The organism is Ramlibacter tataouinensis TTB310 (assembly GCF_000215705.1).
GTDB classification, from domain to species: Bacteria; Pseudomonadota; Gammaproteobacteria; order Burkholderiales; family Burkholderiaceae_C; genus Ramlibacter; species Ramlibacter tataouinensis.
In genome coordinates this window covers 4,026,200-4,043,898 of sequence record NC_015677.1, presented here as the reverse complement: position 1 = coordinate 4,043,898, position 17,699 = coordinate 4,026,200, and the positions used below count along the sequence as shown (strand labels likewise).

Sequence of the window (17,699 nt, the reverse complement as noted above, 5' to 3'; positions counted from 1 at the left end):
CGAAAGAAGTCCTTCCATGAACGCTCCCCTGCACCGTGAACTCCCCGCCGGCACGCTGGACGCGGCCCTGGCCCTGCAACAGGTCAGCCGCCAGTGGGACGGCGACATCGTGCGCCAGATCTCCGACTACATCGCCATCCCGGCCAAGTCGCCCGGCTTCGACAAGGACTGGGTGGCGCACGGCCACATCGAGACCGTGCTGCGCAACGCCGCCGCGTGGGTGGAGGCGCAGAAGGTGGAGGGCCTCAAGCTCGAGATCGTGCGCCTGGAAGGCCGCACGCCGGTGCTGTTCTTCGAGGTGCCCGCCACCCGGCCGGACAGCACGCAGACCGTCCTGATGTACGGCCACCTGGACAAGCAGCCCGAGTTCAGCGGCTGGCGCAACGACCTGGGTCCCTGGACGCCCAAGTACGAGGACGGCAAGCTGTATGGCCGCGGCGGCGCCGACGACGGCTACGCGGTGTACGCCAGCATCGCCGCGGTGCAGGCGCTCAAGGCGCAGAAGGTGCCGCACCCGCGCATCGTGGGCCTGGTGGAAACCTGCGAGGAATCGGGCTCCTACGACCTGCTGCCCTACGTGGACGCCCTGCGCCCGCGCCTGGGGCAAGTGGGCCTGGTGATCTGCCTGGATTCGGGTGCCGGCAACTACGACCAGCTGTGGCTGACCACCTCGCTGCGCGGCATGGCCTCGGGCACGCTGAAGGTGCAGATCCTGACCGAGGGCGTGCACTCGGGCGACGCCTCCGGCCTGGTGCCCTCGAGCTTCCGCATCATGCGCCAGGTGCTGGACCGGCTGGAGGACAGCAAGACCGGCCGCCTGCTGCCGCAAAGCTTCCACTGCGAAATCCCGGCCGAGCGCGTCGGGCAGGCCAGGGCCACCGCCGCCATCCTGGGCGAAGAGGTGTACAAGCGCTTTCCCTGGGCGCACTACGACTGCGGCGGCTCCACCGCCTTTGCCCTGCCCACCACCACCGACCCGGTGCAGGCGCTGCTCAACCGCACGTGGACGCCCACGCTGTCGGTGACCGGCGCCGAGGGCTTTCCCGCGCTGCAGGATGCCGGCAACGTGCTGCGGCCCTACACCGCCTTCAAGCTCTCGCTGCGCCTGCCGCCCCTGGTGGATGCGGCCGCGGCGGTGCAGGAACTCAAGGCCCTGCTGGAGGACAACGCCCCCTACCAGGCCCGGGTGACCTTCGAGAGCAGCGGCGGCGCGACCGGCTGGAATGCGCCTTCCACGGCGCCCTGGTTCGAGCAGGCGCTCAACAGTGCCTCCCAGGCGCACTTCGGCGCGCCCTGCGGCTACATCGGCCAGGGCGGAACCATCCCGCTGATGAACATGCTCAGCAGCGGCTTTCCCACCGCGCAGATGATGGTGTGCGGCGTGCTGGGGCCCCGCAGCAACGCCCACGGCCCCAACGAGTTCCTGCACGTGCCCTACGCCAAGCGGCTGACGGCCGCGGTGGCCGAAGTGATCGCCGGCATGCCCTGAAAAAGGCGCACCGTCCCCAACGGGCTTGCGCAGCCCGGCGCCGGGACGGATGATGGCCGCATGAGCTCCGAGCCGGGCGATTCCACCCTGTCCACCTACACGGCCGCCGACGGCGACAACCTGGCCGTGCAGGACTGGCCCGCGCCCGAGAGCCGGCGGGTGCGCGGCCTGGTGGTGCTGGTGCATGGCCTGGGCGAGCATGCCGGCCGCTACGAGCGCCTGGCGCGCCGGCTCAATGCCTGGGGCTTTGCGGTGCGCGGCTACGACCAGTGCGGCCACGGCGAGTCGGGCGGCACGCGCGGCTGCCTGCCCACGCCCACCCGGCTGGTGGACGACCTGGCCGACATCGTCGGCAGCGTGCGCGGCCGCCTGCCCGAGCGGCTGCCGCTGATCGTGTTCGGCCACAGCCTGGGCGGGCTGGTGGCCGCCTGCTTCGCGCTGCGGCGCGGCCGCCCGCCCATCGACGGCCTGGTGCTGTCCTCCCCGGCGCTGGATCCCGGACTGACCCGCTGGCAGAAGCTGCTGCTGGCCGTGCTGCCGCGCGTCGCGCCCAACCTCACGGTGGGCAATGGGCTGGACCCCCGTTTCCTGTCGCACGACCCGGCGGTGGTGGCCGCCTACCGGGCCGACCCGCGCGTGCACGACCGCATCTCCGGCCGCCTGGCCCGTTTCGTCGCCGAGGCCGGTCCCCAGGTGGTGGCCCGCGCGCCGCAGTGGAAGCTGCCGACCCTGCTGGTGTACGCCGGCGACGACCGGCTGGTCAACGCCACGGGCAGCCGGCGCTTTGCCGAGACCGCGCCCCCCGAGGTTGTGACGGCGCGCCGCTTCGACGCGCTCTACCACGAGATCTTCAACGAGCGCGAGGCCGAGCCTGTCTACGCCACGCTCAAGGTGTGGCTGGACGAGCGCTTTCCCGCCTGAGCGCCAGCCACAGCAAGGCGCCGCCGCAGGCCGCCACCGGCAGCAGCGAACCCCAGTTCAGCAGCGTCCAGCCCTGGGTGGTGACCAGCACCCCCGAAGCCAGCGAGCTCAGGGCCAGGGTGGCGAAGACGAAGAAGTTGAGCGCGGCCTGGGCCCGGTCCTTTTCTTCCGGCGCATAGGCCGACAAGGACAGCGTGGTGCTGCCGGTGAACAGGAAGTTCCAGCCAACTCCCAGCAGGAACAGCGCGACCAGGAACTGGTGCAGCGCCACGCCCGACAGCGCGATGGCGATGCAGCCCGCATTGAGCAGCACGCCCGCGCCCATGATGCGCAGCGGCCCGAAGCGTTTGATCAGGTGGCCGGTGAAGAAACCCGGCGCGAACATGCCGATCACGTGCCACTCCAGCACGAAGGCGGCGTCCGAGAAGGGCAGGCCGCACTGCTGCATGGCCAGCGGCGTGGCGGCCATCAACAGGTTCATCACGCCATAGCTGAGCGCGCCCGCCGCCGCGGCGACGATGAACACCGGCTGACGCATGATCTGCGCCAGCGGCCGGCCGCTGGCCTGGGCGCTGCGCGGCGGCACGGGCGGAAAGCGCAGGAAGGCCATCAGCACCATGCCCAGGGCTGCCACGACGGCCAACGCCAGGTAGGCGCCGGCGAACGGCACGTCCAGCGCATCGCGCGTGCGCGCCGCCAGGTTGGGGCCCAGCACGGCGCCGATCAGGCCCCCGGCCATCACCAGCGACACCGCCTTCTCGCGGCCCTGCGGTCCGCTGAGCTCGGCGGCGGCGAAGCGGTACAGGCCGGCGTTGGCGTTGTAGTAGCCGGCGACCACCGTCGCCGCCACCAGCAGCCAGAAGTTGCGCGAGACCGCCGCATAGGCGCACAGCAGGGCCGACAGCAGCGCCACCAGCAGCCCGGCCTGGAACGAGCGCTGCCGGCCCAGCCGCTGCTGGCTGCGCGCCACGAGGCCGGTGGACAGGGCGCCGCCCACCACATAGCCCATCACCGGCAGGGTGGCCATCCAGCCGCGCGGCGCCAGCGCCAGGCCGACCAGGCCGTTGATGGCGATGAAGGTGACGTTGTTGGTGAGGAACAGGCCCTGGCACATGGCCAGCAGGGTCAGGTTGCGGTTCATGCTGTCCCCATTGTGAGCAGCGCCAGCATCGCCAGGGGCGCGGTTTCGGCGCGCAGCACCCGCTGGCCCAGCGAGACGCGCTCGAAGCCGCGCGCCAGGGCGAGGGCCTCCTCCTGCGCGGTCAGGCCGCCCTCGGGACCCGACAGCACCCAGGCCGGCCCGGGTGCCGAAAGGGCAGTCGCGGCACCCGGCGCGCCGTCCGCCAGTGACAGCAGCCAGCGCCGGCCGCCGGCCGCGGGCTGCCAATCTTCCAGGGCCGCCGGCGCATGGACCACCGGTACGCGGTTGCGGCCGCACTGCTCGCAGGCCGCCACCGCGACGGCCTGCCAGTGCGCCTGCTTCTTCGCCGCGCGCTCGCCGTTGGGCTTGAGCACGCTGCGCTCGGCCAGCAGGGGCTGCACGCTGGCCGCCCCCAGCTCGCTGGCTTTTTCCACCAGCCAGTCCATGCGCTCGTTGGCGGGGATGCCGACCGCCAGGTGCACCTCGCGCGGCGCCTCGCGCTCGACGGCTTGATGGGCGCCCACCAGGACCGCCACCTCGCTGCGGCCCATGCGTTCGATCACCGCCTGCCACTGGCCGCCCCGGCCGTCGAACAGCGTGATCGCATCGCCGGGCTGCAGCCTGAGCACCTGCGCATGGCGCGCCGCGCCCGGCGGCAGCAGCAGCGGCCCGGCCGCCAGCGGCTCGGGGCAGTGGAAGCGCGGCATGCCAGCTAGCAACGGGGAGGCCTGCGGCCGCCGCGCGCCGATCGCTCAGACGCGGCCGAAGGCATAGCCGGTGGCGTTCTGCGTGCCCTCGACCTGGTCGACCAGCTTGAGCAGCGGTGCCAGCTCGCGGTAGCGCGCGGCGGTGGCGCGGATGTAGCCGATGAAGCGCGGCGCGTCGGCCAGGTACTTGGGCTTGCCGTCGCGCAGCGTCAGGCGCGCGAAGATGCCCGCCACCTTCAGGTGCCGCTGCAGCCCCATCCATTCGACCTCGCGCCAGAACTCGCCGAAGTCCGCCGGCACCGGCAGCCCGGCCTTGCGGGCCTTCTGCCAGTAGCGCACCGTGATGTCGAGCACGAACTCCTCGTCCCAGCTGAGGAAGGCATCGCGCATCAGGCTGGCGATGTCGTAGGTGATGGGGCCGTGCACCGCGTCCTGGAAATCCAACACGCCCAAGCGTGTTTCCTGTTTCTCGCCCAGGCGCGGCTCGATGTGGTCGGCCGGCATCATCAGGTTGCGCGGCATGAAGTCGCGGTGCACGTAGACCGCCGGCGCTGCCAGGTTGCGCTCGATGATCAGCTTGAATACCGGCTCCAGCGTCTCGCGCACGGCGCCCTCGACCTGCACGCCCTTGTGGCGGGCCAGGTACCAGTCGGGGAACAGCTGCAGCTCGCGCGCCAGCAGCGCCTGGTCGTAGGGCGGCAGCACGCCGGGCCGGGACGCGAGCTGCCAGGCGATCAGTGCGTCGATCGCGCGCAGGTACAGCGGCTGGTTGGCCGCGGCATTGGCCGGGTCCACCACCTCGATCATGGTCTGCGTGCCCAGGTCCTGCAGCAGCATGAAGCCCTGCGCCTCGTCCCACTCCAGCACGCGCGGCACCAGCAGGCCGGCCTCGTCCATCAGCCGCGCCACCTTCACGAAGGGCCGGCAGTCCTCCTTGTCGGGCGGCGCGTCCATCACGATCAGGCTGGCGCCGGCACCGGTGTCCAGACGCAGGTAGCGGCGGAAGCTGGCATCGGCCGAGGCCGGCCGCAGGCTGTCCGGCCGCAGCCCATGGGCCGGAGCCGCCTGCGCCAGCCACTGGGCAAAGGCGGCTTCACGCCGCGGATCGGCCCAGCTGACCGCAGGCCAGGCGGGCGTGGACGAGGGGGAGGGCGCGCGGTCGCTCATGGATAATCGATTCTACAAACGCAACCAGGCTTCCCAGCCGTACGCCCGCCTCCATCCCCCCGCCTGATGCTTTCGCCTCGTTCCCGGGCACGCCGCGCCCGCTTTGCCCTGACACCGGTGGCCCTGGTCGCGTGCGCCCTGGGGCCCGCGGCGCAGGTCTGGGCGCAGCAGGCGCCGGCGGAGCTGGCGCTGCAGCCCAGTCCGCGGCTGCGCGAGACCTTCCCGCCCGAGGTGCGCGGCGACCTGCCCACCTTCGTCGAGGGCGGCAACGTGAGCGGGCGCACCGGGCTGGAGACCGTCATCGAGGGCGACGCGGTGCTGCGCCGGGGCGACACCATCATCCGCGGCGACCGGCTGGAGTACCACCAGCCCGAGGACCTGGCGCGCGCGCGCGGCAACGTGCGCATCAACAAGGCCGGCAACACCTACGAAGGGCCGCTGCTGGAGATGAAGGTGGACGCCTTCCAGGGCTTCTTCGACCAGCCGCGCTACCGCTTCCTGCGCAACGGCGCCTACGGCCAGGCCGACCGCGTCGACTTCATCGACAACGACCGGTCGGTGGTGCGCAACGCTACCTACACCACCTGCCAGCGCGAGCCAGAGTCCGGCTGGAGCCCGGCCTGGATCCTGACGGCGGAGCGCCTCAACCTGGACAACGAGAGCGAGACCGGGGTGGCCTACAACGCGGCGCTGCGCTTCTTCGGCGTGCCCATCCTGCCGATCCCGGTGCTGAGCTTTCCTTTGACCGACAAGCGCAAGTCCGGATTCCTGCCGCCCACCATCGGCGTGGACAGCGTCAGCGGCGCCGAGGTCACCGTCCCCTACTACTGGAACATCGCGCCCAACCGCGACGCCACCTTCTCGCCCACGGTGATGAGCAAGCGCGGCCTGGACCTGGGCGGCCAGTTCCGCTACCTGGAGAACAGCTACAGCGGCCAGCTGGATGCGAACTACCTGCCGGACGACCAGCTGCGCGACCGTGACCGCTGGTCGTACCACCTGCGGCACGACCAGGCAGGCGTGGCCGGCGTGCCCGGCCTGGGGCTGAACCTCAACCTCAACCGCGTCAGCGACGACAACTACTGGCGCGACTTCACCTCGCGCACCACCACCGCCGGCTCGCTGACCGAGCGCCTGCTGGCCAGCGACGGCGTGCTGTCCTGGGGCGCGGGACGGTTCTCCATGACGGCGCGGGCCCTGAAGTGGCAGACCCTGCAGGATCCGCAGGCGCTGATCGTGCCGCCGTACGACCGGCTGCCGCAGCTGGTGGGCCGCTACACGCGGCAGGAGCTGCCGGGGGGCTTCGCGGCCTATGCGGAGACCGACTACACGCATTTCCGCTCCGACCGGGTCCTCAACAACCAGCCCAATGCCCAGCGCGCCTACACCCTGGCCCAGCTGTCCAGGCCCTGGCAGGCGCCGGGCTGGTTCGTCATCCCCAAGCTGCAGCTGCATGCCACGCAGTACGAGTTCGACGCGCCGCTGCTGGCCAATGGCCGCACCTCGGCCGACCGCAGCGTGCCCACGGCCAGCCTGGACGGCGGCCTGGTGTTCGAGCGCGACACCGCCCTGCTGGGACGCAACCTGATCCAGACGCTGGAGCCGCGCGCCTTCTACGTGTACACGCCGTTTCGCGAGCAGAACTTCCTGCCCAACTACGACTCGGCCTACAACGACTTCAACTTCGCGACCATCTACACGGAAAACGCGTTCGGCGGCAACGACCGCATCGCGGACAACAACCTGCTCACCCTGGGCGTGAGCACCCGTTTCCTGGCGCAGGAGACCGGCGCCGAGCTGGCGCGCTTCGGCATCGCCCAGCGGCTGCGCTTCAAGGACCAGCGCGTGGTGCTGCCCGGCACCCCGCCCGTGACCGAGCGGCTGTCCGACGTGCTGCTGGGCGCGTCCCTCAACTGGGACCCGCGCTGGGCGTTCGATTCGACGGTGCAGTACAACCCCAAGACCAGCCGTTCGATCCGCTCGACCATCGGCGCGCGCTACAACCCCGGCAACTACCGCGTGGTCAGCGCCGCCTACCGCCTGCAGCGCGGCTTCAGCGAGCAGGTCGACATCGGCTGGCAGTGGCCGATCAACGACCTGTGGGGCGACCGGGGCCGCGACCTCGGGCCCGGCCGCGGCCAGGGCGGCGGGCGCTGGTACAGCGTGGGCCGCGTCAACGTGAGCCTGCGCGAGCGCCGCGTGGTGGACACCATCATCGGCGTGGAATACGACGCCTGCTGCTGGATCGGCCGCGTGCTGCTGGAGCGGCTGCAGTACAGCCCGAACAGCTCGAACAAACGCATCCTGTTCCAGATCGAATTCATAGGCTTCACCCGGCTGGGCACCAATGCGCTGGGAACGCTCAGGGACAATATCCCGCGCTACCAGTTCCTGCGCGAGCAGGTCGACCCGCCCAGCCGCTTCACGAACTACGACTAGAGCGCACGCACATGTCCCTCGAAAGCGACCTCCTTTCGCCCGCCGCCCGGGTGCTGGGCCTGGCCCTGCTGGCCCTGGGCCTGGCCGCGCCGGCGGCGGCCCAGGGCCTGCGCGTCCCGCCGCAGCCGGGCGCCGGCGGCCCGGCTGCGGGCTCCGCGCCGGCCGCCTCCTCGTCGCCGCGCGCGGCCGACTTCATCGTCGCGGTGGTCAACTCCGAGCCCATCACCAACAACGAGGTGCGCGCCCGCCTGGCGCGCGTGGAGCAGCAGCTGGCACAGCAGGGCGTGGCCATGCCGCCGCGCGCCGAGCTGGCGCGCCAGGTGCTCGAGCGGCTGATCAGCGAGCGCGCCCAGCTGCAGCTGGCGCGCGAGCTGGGCATCCGCATCGACGAGGCCATCATCGACCAGGCCGAACAGAACGTGGCGCGGCAGAACCAGCTCACCGTGGCCGAGCTGCGTCGCCAGCTGGAGGCGGACGGCATCAGCCGGGCCGCGTTCCGCGAGGACCTGCGCAACCAGCTGCTGCTGGGCCGCCTGCGGGATCGCGAGATCGAGCCCAAGGTCCGCCTGTCCGACCTGGACGTGGACCAGTTCATCCGCGAACAGCAGCAGAACAGCGCCGACCCGTCGTCGCTGGAGCTCAACCTGGCGCACATCCTGGTGGCCGTGCCCGAGAACGCCGGCGACGCCCAGGTGCAGCAGCTGCGCGCCAAGGCGCTGGCCGTGCAGGAGCGCGCGCGCAGCGGGGCCGACTTCGCCGCGCTGGCGCGCGAGCTGTCGGACGCGCCCGGCGCCGGCACCAACGGCGGCCTGGTGGGCCTGCGCACCGCCGACCGCTACCCGCCCCTGTTCGTGCAGGCCACGCAGCGCCTGCCGGTGGGCGGCATCAGCGAGGTGGTGCGCTCGGGTGCCGGCTTCCACGTCATCAAGGTGGTGGAAAAGCGCCAGGGCGGATTGCCCGGCGCGACGGTGGTGCAAAGCCGCGCCCGGCACATCCTGCTGCGTCCCGGCCCTCAGCTGAGCGAAGGCGCGGCGCGGGCGCAGCTGGCCGAGTTCAAGCGGCGGGTCGAGGCCGGCCAGGCCGAGTTCGCCCAGCTGGCGCGCCAGCATTCGCAGGACGGCAGCGCCCGCAACGGCGGCGACCTCGGCTGGGCCAACCCCGGCATGTTCGTGCCCGAGTTCGAGGAAACCATGAACACCCTGGCGCCCGGCCAGATCGCCGAGCCCATCGTCTCGCGCTTCGGCGTGCACCTGATCCAGCTGGTCGAACGCCGCCAGGCGCAGCTGAGCCAGCGCGAGCAGCGCGACGTCGCGCGCAACGTGCTGCGCGAGAAGAAGCTGGAGGAGGCGTACACCCGCTGGGCCCAGGACGTGCGGGGCCGCGCCTTCGTCGAATACCGTGAGCCACCGCAGCTCTGACGGGCCGCGAACCACCACGCGCAGCGGGGAGCGTGGGGGCACCCATGTACCGCGCAAGCGCTTCGGCCAGCATTTCCTGGCCGACGTGTCCGTCATCGACGCCATCGTGCGGGCCATCGATCCGCGCCCGGGGCAGGCGATGGTGGAGATCGGCCCCGGCCTGGCGGCACTGACGCAGCCGCTGGCCGAGCGGCTGGGCCGCCTGACGGTGATCGAGCTGGACCGCGACCTGGCGGCCCGGCTGCGCCGCCATCCGCAGCTGGAGGTGATCGAAGCCGACGTGCTGAAGGTGGACTTCGCCGGCCTGGCGCCCGCGCCGGGCGCGGGGAAGCTGCGGGTGGTGGGCAACCTGCCCTACAACATCTCCAGCCCCATCCTGTTCCATCTGCTGCCGTTCGCGCAGCGGATCGAGGACCAGCACTTCATGCTGCAAAAGGAGGTGATCGACCGCATGGTGGCTGCGCCGGCCACGTCGGACTACGGACGCCTGTCGGTGATGCTGCAGTGGCGCTACGAGATGGAGGACATCCTGTTCGTACCGCCCGAAGCCTTCGAGCCACCGCCGCGGGTGGACAGCGCCGTGGTGCGCATGGCCCCGCGCGCCGCGCCGGCGGCCGTCGACCCGGCCCTGCTGTCGGAGATCGTGCAGGTCGCCTTCAGCCAGCGCCGCAAGCTGCTGCGGCACACGCTGGGCAAGTGGCTGGAGCAGCGCGGGTTCGCAGGCTCGTTCGATCTGCAGCGCCGCGCGGAGGAAGTGCCGGTGGACGAGTACCTGGCGCTGGCCCTCACCCCAGCCCTCTCCCAGAAGGAGGGGGAGCGGACCCCGTCCCCTCGCCCGGAATAACATGCAGGGCGCCACCAACAAAAAAGCCCGGGTTTCCCGGGCTTTTTTACCTGGCTGAACAACTCACAAAACACGCCGTGTTTTGTGAGTTACGCGGCAGCGAGCCAGTAGCCGGCGTTGAAAGGGCTGCTCATTCGCAGCGCCAGCGGCGACACGTCCACCAGCTTGTCGGTGGGCATCTTCTCGCCGGATTCGGTCAGCGCCGCGGCGCCGGTGGTGGGGGCGCCTTCCTCGACGGTGCCCGGGGTAGCCTCGTTCGCCCGTTCTGCTTGGCTGGCTTGTGCAGAACGGGCTACAGAAAAGAATAGAAGCACCGGAACGGTATCTTCCGGTCGGCCCAGTAGTCGGCCGTGTCGCGGAAGATGTCGAGCAGCTGCTCGCGCGCCTCCTTGTCGAACTTGGCATGGGCCGGGATCTGCTCCAGCACCACCACGAAGCCCGGCTGCGGGCCCGATTTGTGCACCGGGTCGGTCATGCAGTCGTACAGCGCGTCGAAGTTCTTGCCGAAATGCGTCGGCAGGATGAACTGCTGCGCGATCATCTCCAGCACGTCCTGCTTGCTCTGGGCATTGGCCAGGTTGGCGTACAGGAAGTGGTGCCCCAGGCCGCGCGCGGCGTCCTGCAGGTCCTGCACCCGGTGGGCGCGGATGGACTGCACGATGTTGCTGCGCACGCCCTTGAGCGACGTGTCGTTGATGTTGATTTCAGGGCGAAGGGATGTGTCCATCTCCGCTGGTCTTTCCATGTTCAAAAACAGGTCCCGCTTCATTTCAGGGCTCACTCCACAATCTTGCGAAAACTGGCGTAGTGGTCGGCGGTGTAGTAGCAGGCACTGGGTGCCCGAACCGGACCGCCGCATACGATGCGCCGGGCGCCACGGTTGCGCGCTCCCGGCGTCTTGACGGTGTACTCCCGGTAGTAGCCGCGCTTGTTCAGCGGCAGCAGCCTTTCCCGGTTGCCGAAAACCGTGCCGTCCTTGTCATACGGGAACGGTCCGCCCTGGCGGATCAGCTCGTAGGTGTCACGACCCTGCCGTGGCAGCTCGGCCAGCGAAATCGCCGCCGAACCGCCGGGCGCCGGGTCCGCCGGGGTCCTGGCTTGCGCCGGACCACCGAGCGCGGCTGCCAACAAGAAGCTGGTGAGTGCAAGCTTGATGGCTGCCATGCGCGCCATGAAAACGGACCTTCTGGGGTGACCTTGGGGACGCCACTTTCCGGGAAAACCCGGAAAGTTCAAGGCCGCTAGTGTGAACGATCCACCCCGTAAACGCAAGCGGCTGCCCAATTTTTGGGCAGCCGCAAGGGGATTGCCGGCCGGTTTGACAGCCGGCTAAGTTAGTGCCAGCTATGTCGCCCGGCGCTTACCGGGCAGCGTTCGCATCGGCCACCGTCAAGGCCGTCATGTTCACGATGCGGCGGACGGTCGTGCTGGCTGTCAGGATATGCACCGGTTTGGCCGCTCCCAGCAGCACCGGCCCGATGGCGATGTTGCCGCCGGCGGCCGTCTTGAGCAGGTTGTAGGAAATGTTGGCGGCGTCGATGTTGGGCAGCACCAGCAGGTTGGCGTCGCCGGACAGCGTGCTGTGGGGCATGAGCTGGGCGCGGGCGGCGCCGTCCAGCGCCACGTCGCCGTGCATTTCGCCGTCCACTTCCAGCCAGGGCGCCTGCGCCCGCAGCAGTTCCAGCGTCTGGCGCATCTTGACGGCGCTGGCCTGGTTGCTGGAGCCGAAGTTGGAATGCGACAGCAGGGCCGCTTTGGGCTTGAAGCCGAAGCGCATCATCTCCTCGGCCGCCATCACGGTGATCTCGGCCAGCTGTTCGGCCGTGGGATCGTAGTTGACGTGGGTGTCGACCAGGAACACCTGGCGGTTCGGCAGCACCAGGCCGTTCATGCAGGCGTAGGTGTTGACGCCCTCGCGCCGGCCGATCACCTGGTCCAGGTAGCGCAGATGGATGTCGGTCGTGCCCCATGTGCCGCAGATCATGCCGTCGACCTCGTCCTTGTACAGCAGCATGGCGCCGATCAGGGTCAGGCGCCGGCGCATCTCGATCTTGGCCATCTGCGCCGTGACGCCCTTGCGGTCGGTCATGCGGTGGTAGGTCTGCCAGAAGTCGCGGTAGCGCAGGTCCTGTTCGACGTTGACCACGTCGTAGTCCATGTCGCTGCGCAGGCGCAGGCCGAACTTCTCGATGCGCTGGGCGATGATGGCCGGCCGGCCGATCAGCGTAGGCCGGGCGATGCCCTCGTCCACCACGATCTGCGCGGCGCGCAGCACCCGCTCCTCCTCGCCTTCGCAGTAGGCCACCCGCTTCTTGGGCGCCACCTTGGCCGCCGCGATGATGGGCTTCATCGTGGTGCCCGAGGCATAGACGAAGGTCTGCAGCTTCTCGCGGTAGGCGTCCATGTCCTTGATGGGACGCAGGGCCACGCCGCTGTCGACCGCGGCCTGGGCCACGGCCGGCGCGATCTTCATCATCAGCCGCGGATCGAAGGGCTTGGGGATCAGGTACTCGGGCCCGAAGGCCAGGTGCTGGCCCGCGTAGGCCGCGGCCACCACCTCGCTCTGCTCGGCCTGCGCCAGGTCGGCGATGGCGTGCACCGCCGCGATCTCCATCTCCACCGTGATGGTGGTCGCGCCGGAGTCCAGCGCGCCGCGGAAGATGTAGGGGAAGCACAGGACGTTGTTGACCTGGTTCGGGTAGTCGGTGCGGCCGGTGGCGATCACGCAGTCGGGCCGCACCGCCTTGGCCTCGTCGGGCACGATCTCCGGGTTCGGGTTGGCCAGCGCCAGGATCAGCGGCTTCTTGCCCATCTTCTTGACCATCTCGGGCTTGAGCACCCCGCCGGCCGACAGGCCCAGGAAGATGTCCGCGCCCTCGATCACCTCGGACAGCGTGCGCGCCGGCGTGTCCTGCGCGAACTGGATCTTGTCCTCGTCCATCAGCTCCTGGCGGCCCTTGTAGACCACGCCGGCCAGGTCGGTGGCGAAGATGTTCTCGCGCGGCAGGCCCAGCTTGAGCAGCAGGTTCAGGCAGGCCAGCGCCGCGGCGCCGGCGCCCGAGGTCACCAGCTTGACCTTGGACAGCTCCTTGCCCACCACCTTCAGGCCGTTGATGATGGCCGCGCCCACCACGATGGCCGTGCCGTGCTGGTCGTCGTGAAAGACCGGGATCTTCATGCGTTCGCGCAGCTTGCGCTCCACGTAGAAGCAGTCGGGCGCCTTGATGTCCTCCAGGTTGATGCCGCCGAAGGTGGGCTCCAGCGCGGCGATCACGTCGACCAGCTTGTCGAGGTTGTCCTTCTCGTTGATCTCGATGTCGAACACGTCGATGCCGGCGAACTTCTTGAACAGCACGCCCTTGCCTTCCATTACCGGCTTGGCGGCCAGCGGGCCGATGTCGCCCAGGCCCAGCACCGCCGTGCCGTTGGTGATCACCGCCACCAGGTTGCCGCGGCTGGTGTAGCGGAAGGCGTTGTTCGGGTCCTTGACGATCTCCTCGCACGGCGCGGCGACGCCGGGCGAGTAGGCCAGGGCCAGGTCGTGCTGGTTGATCAGCTGCTTGGTGGCGGCGATGGCCACCTTGCCGGGGGTGGGGAACTCGTGGTACTCCAGCGCGGCCTGGCGCAGCTGGGCGCGTTTTTCTTCCGGGTTGGCCTTCGGGGGAACGGTGGGCATGGGTGGAAGTCTCCGGGGAGCACGGCTGCGGCCGACGGGCCGGCCCTGCTCGGTTCTGCGGGGAGGCGATTGTAGACCTGGCCCTCCAAAACCCCCGGCTTGGGTGGCGGACTACAGGCCCGGGGTGTGGCTCAGGCCCATCATCCGGTGGCCGGGCAGGCCGGCCCGGCAGGCTCTCGGGAAGGAACTTTCAGGCATGTGGCGGACGGCGATCGTGGTGGTGGTCCTGGCCCTGGCGCATCTGCTGGGGCGGCGGCTGACGTTCCTCGCGGTCACCCCGCGCAGCACCTGGCTGTCGGTGGCCGGCGGCGTGTCGGTGGCCTACGTGTTCATGCACCTGCTGCCCGAGCTGGCCGAGGGACAGGCGCTGCTGGAGCGCAGCGTGGAAGGCGTGCTGCCCTCCCTGGAGCACCACGTCTGGATGCTGGCGCTGCTGGGACTGGCCGTCTTCTACGGCCTGGAGCGCCTGGCCCTGCGCTCGCGCCACCAGCGGCGGCGGGCGGTGCAGGCCGACGCGACCGGCGGCGGCGTGTTCACCCTGCACATCGCCTCGTTCGCGGCCTACAACTTCCTCATCGGCTACCTGCTGACCGAGCGCGAAGGCGCGGGTCTGCGCCCGCTGCTGACCTACGGTCTGGCCATGGGCCTGCACTTCCTGGTCAACGACCATGGCCTGCGCGAGCACCACAAGGCCCGCTACGACCGGGTGGGCCGCTGGCTGCTGGCCGCCTCGCTGCTCGCCGGCGGGGTGGTCCTGAACGTGATGAAGGAGGAACTGCCGGAGCAGCGCGAGAGCCGCTTCAGTGCCTTCGCGCTGGGGGCGGCGGCCTACGCGGCGCTGCTGCTGGCCACCTGAGGCGTGGCGACGGCAAGCGCGGGGACGGCCGCGGCGGCGTTGCGCCGGCCGATGCGGTCCCAGGCTTTCTCGTGGAAGAAGAAGGCCACGGCCTGGATGGTGGGCTCCAGCAGGCTGAGCGTGAGGGACATCATCAGGCTGCCCGTCACGGCGTAGGCCACCAGGGCGGCCACGGCAACGTGCATGACGTAGTAGCTGGCGGTCTTCTTCAGCGTGGGCAGGTGGGCGCGGGCGATGTTGGCCATGTCGTAGCTCCTTCAAGCGATGGGAGAAATGATAGTGATTCTCAATCGAGTTCGCTAATTGGATTTATCTACTCAATGGATAGCGCGGCGCCGTCAAGGCCGTTGCGGCATGGGCGCGGCGTTGCGCCGGGCCCAGGCGGCGTGCTCGGCCGGGAAAGCCGCCCGATAGCGCGCCAGGTGCCACATCGCCTCCTCGTCCTGGCCCAGCAGCACGGCGCTTTCGATGGCAGCCTCGATCACCTTGGGCTCGGGCGAGAAATGCAGCAGCCGCAAGGCCAGGCCGTAGACCTGTACCGCCGAGGCCCGGCCGAGCGGCGTCAGGGACAACCGGGCGAATGCCGCATGCCCGCCGAAAGGCCCGGGCCGCACGTCCCGCAGCGGGTCGGCGCGGTACGCCGGCCGCCGTGCCTCCGGCGTCAGGTAGGCCTGGCTGACCCGGCCATAGGCGGCGCCGGCCCAGGCCAAGCCTGCCGCCATGCCGGCGGCCAGAACCAGCGCGACCACGCGGGCCTGCGGGGGCGTCTGTGCGCCCGCGGCCTCCGGCCGGCCCAGCAGCACCAGGGCCAGCAACGTCGCGAACTGGAACGGGCCGTACCACAGCGGGTATTCCAGCAGGCTGTGCAGCGCGATCACGCCCAGCACGCCCCAGGCCAGCACCCGCGCCGGCTCGCGCTCGCGCCAGGGCCGCCGCCGCCACACCCATCCGGCCAGCAGGCCGCAGGCTGCCAAGGCCAGCGGCAGGCCGGTCTCCACCGCCAGGTGCAGGGGCAGGTTGTGGGCGTTGTCGAGGATGTCGCAGAACCTGGCACCGGGGTAGAGGGTGGCGTAATGGGCATAGTCCAGCTCGCCCAGGCCCCAGCCCAGCCAGGGCTTCAGGCTGATCAGATGCAGCACGTTGGACCACAGCACCCGGCGACTGCCGCAGGCCGGGCCGTCCTGCAGGCGGCCGAGCAGGCTGGGCGCGTCCATGCCCTGCAGCGCGGACAGGGCCCAGGGCAGCACCGCCAGGGCGGCCAGGTAGCTGCCCAGGGCCACGCCGGCCAGCCGCCGCGAGCCCGGCCGCATCCAGGCGATGCCGCAGATCAGCCACCACTGCAGCGCGCCGGTGCGCGAGAGCGAGGCCGCGCAGCCCAGCCCCAGCAGCAGCCCCATCGCATGGAAAAGGGCGGCGGGGCGGCCCGCTGCGCCAATGCGCGCGTGCAGCCACAGCGCGGCGACCAGGCCGATGCTGGTCAGGCTGGCGAACAGGTTGCGCTGGCGCAGGTTGGCATAGGCCTCGCCCAGGCGCGAGGGCGGCACGCCCGGCAGGCCGTCGGCCCAGCCGAACCACTGCAGCAGGGCGATGACGCTGCTGGCTGCCGCCGCCGCCAGCCAGGCCCCGGCGGCCGTGGGCGCCAGGGTGCCACGCACACGGCCCGACAGCAGCCACAGCGTGCCGGCCGCCGCCATGCAGGCCCCCGAGGCCATCAGCGGCACGGCATGGACCGAAGGGCCCGGCGCCCAGGGCCAGAGCCAGGGAACGACGATCAGCAGCCCGAACAGGGCCGGCGGCCAGAGGGTGGTAGCAAAGCGGCCGCTGGGCGGCGGAAGGGAGGCCTCGGGCACGGCGGCAGGCAAAGCAGGTGATCGGGAGGTTGGACGGCGCGGATGAGCCCGGGCGGAGCCGCGCATCATAGGACGGCCGCGGCGGCACCGGCCGACGACGGCGGCTGCCGCCGTGTTTGACCGAATGGCGCCCCATGGCGCAAAATGCGTCACCAGGAGGCCGCCGCCATGTCCGACGCCCCACCCTTCGTTTCCGTCAAGCTGCCCGCCGCCCTGGTGAACCAGGCCCGCGAGTCGGCCCAGACCATGCGCCGTTCGGTCGCCAGCCAGATCGAGTACTGGGCCACGCTGGGCAAGGCGCTGGAGCAGGCCGGCCTGACCACGCAGGACAGCCAGGCCCTGATCGCGCGCCAAGAGCGGGCCGCCTACCGCGTCACGCCGCCGGCGCCGCAGGCCTTGTCGCCCGAGCTGGACGAGCTGCAGGCGCATGTCCTGGCGCTTGCCAAGTCCGGTGCCCTGTCCGCCCGCACCCAGGACGCGGTGGCGGCCGGCAAGGCCAAGGGCACGCGCAGCAAGACCCGCAAGGCCGCATGAAGGGCGGCCGCTCCCGAGGTGCGCGGCACCGGGATCCCGTCACGCCGCGCGGCGCCGCATGCCGGTCCTGCACCTGATCGCCGGGCCCAACGGCGCGGGCAAGACCACGCTGCACCAGGTGCTGATCGCGCCGCGCCATCCCGGCCTGCCCTTCATCGACGCGCAGGCCCACGCGGCGGCCCACCTGCAGCATGTGACGGACCCGGTGGCGCAGGCGCAGGCGGCCCGGGCCTGGGCCGAGGAGCAGCGCCAGGCGCTGCTGCGCCAGGGCCGCTCCTTCGCCACCGAGACCGTGTTCTCCCACCCGTCCCGCCTGGCCCTCATGGCGCAGGCGCGCACCCTGGGCTTCGAGGTGGTGCTGTACGCCCTGGCGCTGGACGAGCCGCGGCGCCTGCTGCAGCGCGTCAGCCAGCGCGTGCGCGAGGGCGGCCACGCCGTGCCCACGCACAAGGTGCTGGAGCGCTACGCCCGCTGCCTGGAGAACCTGCGCCAGGCCGTGTTCCTGGCCGACCTGGCCTTTTTGCTGGATGCCTGCGACGCGGCCGACGGCGGGCCGCGCCTGGTGGCGACCCTCACCTCCGGCCAGATGCAGCTGCACACCGTGCTGCGGCCGCGCTGGGCCGAGAAGGTGCTGGGCTTCGCGGAAAACTGAAGCCG

17 protein-coding genes are annotated in these 17,699 nt (G+C 70.8%); 8 read left to right on the top strand and 9 right to left on the bottom strand.

Annotation, left to right across the window (positions count from 1 at the left end):
* Nucleotides 1-16 precede the first annotated feature (16 nt).
* Together RTA_RS19410 and RTA_RS19405 are read left to right on the top strand one after the other, a co-directional pair.
* Nucleotides 17-1,489, top strand: coding sequence for a M20 family metallopeptidase (locus tag RTA_RS19410; RefSeq protein WP_013903138.1), 1,473 nt, complete (start codon nucleotides 17-19; stop codon nucleotides 1,487-1,489).
* 60 nt (nucleotides 1,490-1,549) lie between these two features.
* Nucleotides 1,550-2,410 (top strand): alpha/beta hydrolase, encoded by an 861-nt coding sequence (locus tag RTA_RS19405; protein WP_013903137.1) that lies wholly within the window; start codon nucleotides 1,550-1,552, stop codon nucleotides 2,408-2,410.
* Here RTA_RS19405 and RTA_RS19400 read toward each other — a convergent pair.
* From RTA_RS19400 to RTA_RS19390, 3 genes are read right to left on the bottom strand one after another with little or no spacing between them, the layout of a single operon-like run.
* A complete protein-coding gene (locus RTA_RS19400) occupies nucleotides 2,376-3,551 on the bottom strand; it encodes an MFS transporter (protein WP_013903136.1) in 1,176 nt (391 codons plus the stop codon). The genes RTA_RS19405 and RTA_RS19400 overlap by 35 nt on opposite strands.
* A complete protein-coding gene (locus tag RTA_RS19395) occupies nucleotides 3,548-4,258 on the bottom strand; it encodes a 16S rRNA (uracil(1498)-N(3))-methyltransferase (RefSeq protein ID WP_041675786.1) in 711 nt (236 codons plus the stop codon). Before RTA_RS19395 ends, RTA_RS19400 begins: the two co-directional genes overlap by 4 nt.
* Nucleotides 4,259-4,303: 45 nt before the next feature.
* The gene (locus RTA_RS19390) at nucleotides 4,304-5,425 is read right to left on the bottom strand and encodes an aminoglycoside phosphotransferase family protein (RefSeq protein ID WP_013903134.1); all 1,122 of its coding nucleotides are present in this window, start codon (nucleotides 5,423-5,425) and stop codon (nucleotides 4,304-4,306) included.
* 66 nt (nucleotides 5,426-5,491) lie between these two features.
* On the opposite strand from RTA_RS19390, the gene RTA_RS19385 reads away from it, so the two are divergent.
* Genes RTA_RS19385 through rsmA form a run of 3 tightly spaced genes read left to right on the top strand, consistent with a single transcriptional unit; the run spans nucleotide 5,492 to nucleotide 10,126 of the window.
* Nucleotides 5,492-7,864 carry an LPS-assembly protein LptD gene (locus RTA_RS19385; protein ID WP_041675785.1) on the top strand — a complete coding sequence of 791 codons (2,373 nt, stop codon included), beginning with the start codon at nucleotides 5,492-5,494 and terminating at the stop codon, nucleotides 7,862-7,864.
* Nucleotides 7,865-7,875: 11 nt separating this feature from the next.
* On the top strand, nucleotides 7,876-9,282 hold the full coding sequence (locus tag RTA_RS19380) for a peptidylprolyl isomerase (protein ID WP_013903132.1): 1,407 nt from the start codon (nucleotides 7,876-7,878) through the stop codon (nucleotides 9,280-9,282).
* The gene (gene rsmA / locus RTA_RS19375) at nucleotides 9,263-10,126 is read left to right on the top strand and encodes a 16S rRNA (adenine(1518)-N(6)/adenine(1519)-N(6))-dimethyltransferase RsmA (protein WP_013903131.1); all 864 of its coding nucleotides are present in this window, start codon (nucleotides 9,263-9,265) and stop codon (nucleotides 10,124-10,126) included. The genes RTA_RS19380 and rsmA overlap by 20 nt, the downstream gene beginning before the upstream one ends.
* A gap of 89 nt (nucleotides 10,127-10,215) precedes the next feature.
* Here the strand turns inward: rsmA and RTA_RS20865 are convergent, their stop codons facing one another.
* The 4 genes from RTA_RS20865 to RTA_RS19360 form a co-directional block, all read right to left on the bottom strand.
* Nucleotides 10,216-10,440, bottom strand: a complete 225-nt coding sequence (locus tag RTA_RS20865) for a hypothetical protein (protein WP_143763012.1) — start codon at nucleotides 10,438-10,440, stop codon at nucleotides 10,216-10,218.
* Nucleotides 10,419-10,853: a barstar family protein gene (locus tag RTA_RS19370; RefSeq protein ID WP_041675783.1), complete on the bottom strand. Its 435-nt coding sequence runs from the start codon at nucleotides 10,851-10,853 to the stop codon at nucleotides 10,419-10,421. The genes RTA_RS20865 and RTA_RS19370 overlap by 22 nt, the downstream gene beginning before the upstream one ends.
* A 50-nt stretch (nucleotides 10,854-10,903) precedes the next feature.
* On the bottom strand, nucleotides 10,904-11,299 hold the full coding sequence (locus RTA_RS19365) for a guanyl-specific ribonuclease (RefSeq protein WP_013903129.1): 396 nt from the start codon (nucleotides 11,297-11,299) through the stop codon (nucleotides 10,904-10,906).
* Nucleotides 11,300-11,486: 187 nt separating this feature from the next.
* Nucleotides 11,487-13,802, bottom strand: a complete 2,316-nt coding sequence (locus RTA_RS19360) for an NADP-dependent malic enzyme (RefSeq protein ID WP_013903128.1) — start codon at nucleotides 13,800-13,802, stop codon at nucleotides 11,487-11,489.
* 196 nt (nucleotides 13,803-13,998) lie between these two features.
* Between RTA_RS19360 and RTA_RS19355 the strand changes: the two genes are divergently transcribed.
* Nucleotides 13,999-14,658, top strand: a complete 660-nt coding sequence (locus RTA_RS19355; RefSeq protein WP_013903127.1) for a hypothetical protein — start codon at nucleotides 13,999-14,001, stop codon at nucleotides 14,656-14,658.
* On the opposite strand, the gene RTA_RS19350 is transcribed toward RTA_RS19355, so the two are convergent.
* Both RTA_RS19350 and RTA_RS19345 read right to left on the bottom strand, forming a co-directional pair.
* Nucleotides 14,631-14,903, bottom strand: a complete 273-nt coding sequence (locus RTA_RS19350) for a DUF2061 domain-containing protein (RefSeq protein WP_041675781.1) — start codon at nucleotides 14,901-14,903, stop codon at nucleotides 14,631-14,633. The two genes, RTA_RS19355 and RTA_RS19350, sit on opposite strands and share 28 nt — an antisense overlap.
* 93 nt (nucleotides 14,904-14,996) lie before the next feature.
* Nucleotides 14,997-16,508 (bottom strand): PglL family O-oligosaccharyltransferase, encoded by a 1,512-nt coding sequence (locus RTA_RS19345; RefSeq protein ID WP_226986095.1) that lies wholly within the window; start codon nucleotides 16,506-16,508, stop codon nucleotides 14,997-14,999.
* Between the two features lie 168 nt (nucleotides 16,509-16,676).
* On the opposite strand from RTA_RS19345, the gene RTA_RS19340 reads away from it, so the two are divergent.
* On the top strand, nucleotides 16,677-17,042 hold the full coding sequence (locus tag RTA_RS19340; RefSeq protein ID WP_013903125.1) for a TA system antitoxin ParD family protein: 366 nt from the start codon (nucleotides 16,677-16,679) through the stop codon (nucleotides 17,040-17,042).
* A 58-nt stretch (nucleotides 17,043-17,100) separates the two neighbouring features.
* A complete protein-coding gene (locus RTA_RS19335) occupies nucleotides 17,101-17,694 on the top strand; it encodes an ATPase (RefSeq protein ID WP_013903124.1) in 594 nt (197 codons plus the stop codon).
* Nucleotides 17,695-17,699 lie beyond the last annotated feature (5 nt).

Excerpts from the sequence above, each read along its gene's own strand:
- RTA_RS19410 (WP_013903138.1), top strand. The coding sequence starts at position 17 with ATGAACGCTCCCCTGCACCGTGAACTCCCCGCCGGCACGCTGGACGCG.
- RTA_RS19405 (WP_013903137.1), top strand. The coding sequence starts at position 1,550 with ATGAGCTCCGAGCCGGGCGATTCCACCCTGTCCACCTACACGGCCGCC.
- RTA_RS19400 (WP_013903136.1), bottom strand. The coding sequence starts at position 3,551 with ATGAACCGCAACCTGACCCTGCTGGCCATGTGCCAGGGCCTGTTCCTC.
- RTA_RS19395 (WP_041675786.1), bottom strand. The coding sequence starts at position 4,258 with ATGCCGCGCTTCCACTGCCCCGAGCCGCTGGCGGCCGGGCCGCTGCTG.
- RTA_RS19390 (WP_013903134.1), bottom strand. The coding sequence starts at position 5,425 with ATGAGCGACCGCGCGCCCTCCCCCTCGTCCACGCCCGCCTGGCCTGCG.
- RTA_RS19385 (WP_041675785.1), top strand. The coding sequence starts at position 5,492 with ATGCTTTCGCCTCGTTCCCGGGCACGCCGCGCCCGCTTTGCCCTGACA.
- RTA_RS19380 (WP_013903132.1), top strand. The coding sequence starts at position 7,876 with ATGTCCCTCGAAAGCGACCTCCTTTCGCCCGCCGCCCGGGTGCTGGGC.
- RTA_RS19370 (WP_041675783.1), bottom strand. The coding sequence starts at position 10,853 with ATGGACACATCCCTTCGCCCTGAAATCAACATCAACGACACGTCGCTC.
- RTA_RS19365 (WP_013903129.1), bottom strand. The coding sequence starts at position 11,299 with ATGGCGCGCATGGCAGCCATCAAGCTTGCACTCACCAGCTTCTTGTTG.
- RTA_RS19360 (WP_013903128.1), bottom strand. The coding sequence starts at position 13,802 with ATGCCCACCGTTCCCCCGAAGGCCAACCCGGAAGAAAAACGCGCCCAG.
- RTA_RS19355 (WP_013903127.1), top strand. The coding sequence starts at position 13,999 with ATGTGGCGGACGGCGATCGTGGTGGTGGTCCTGGCCCTGGCGCATCTG.
- RTA_RS19350 (WP_041675781.1), bottom strand. The coding sequence starts at position 14,903 with ATGGCCAACATCGCCCGCGCCCACCTGCCCACGCTGAAGAAGACCGCC.
- RTA_RS19340 (WP_013903125.1), top strand. The coding sequence starts at position 16,677 with ATGTCCGACGCCCCACCCTTCGTTTCCGTCAAGCTGCCCGCCGCCCTG.
- RTA_RS19335 (WP_013903124.1), top strand. The coding sequence starts at position 17,101 with ATGCCGGTCCTGCACCTGATCGCCGGGCCCAACGGCGCGGGCAAGACC.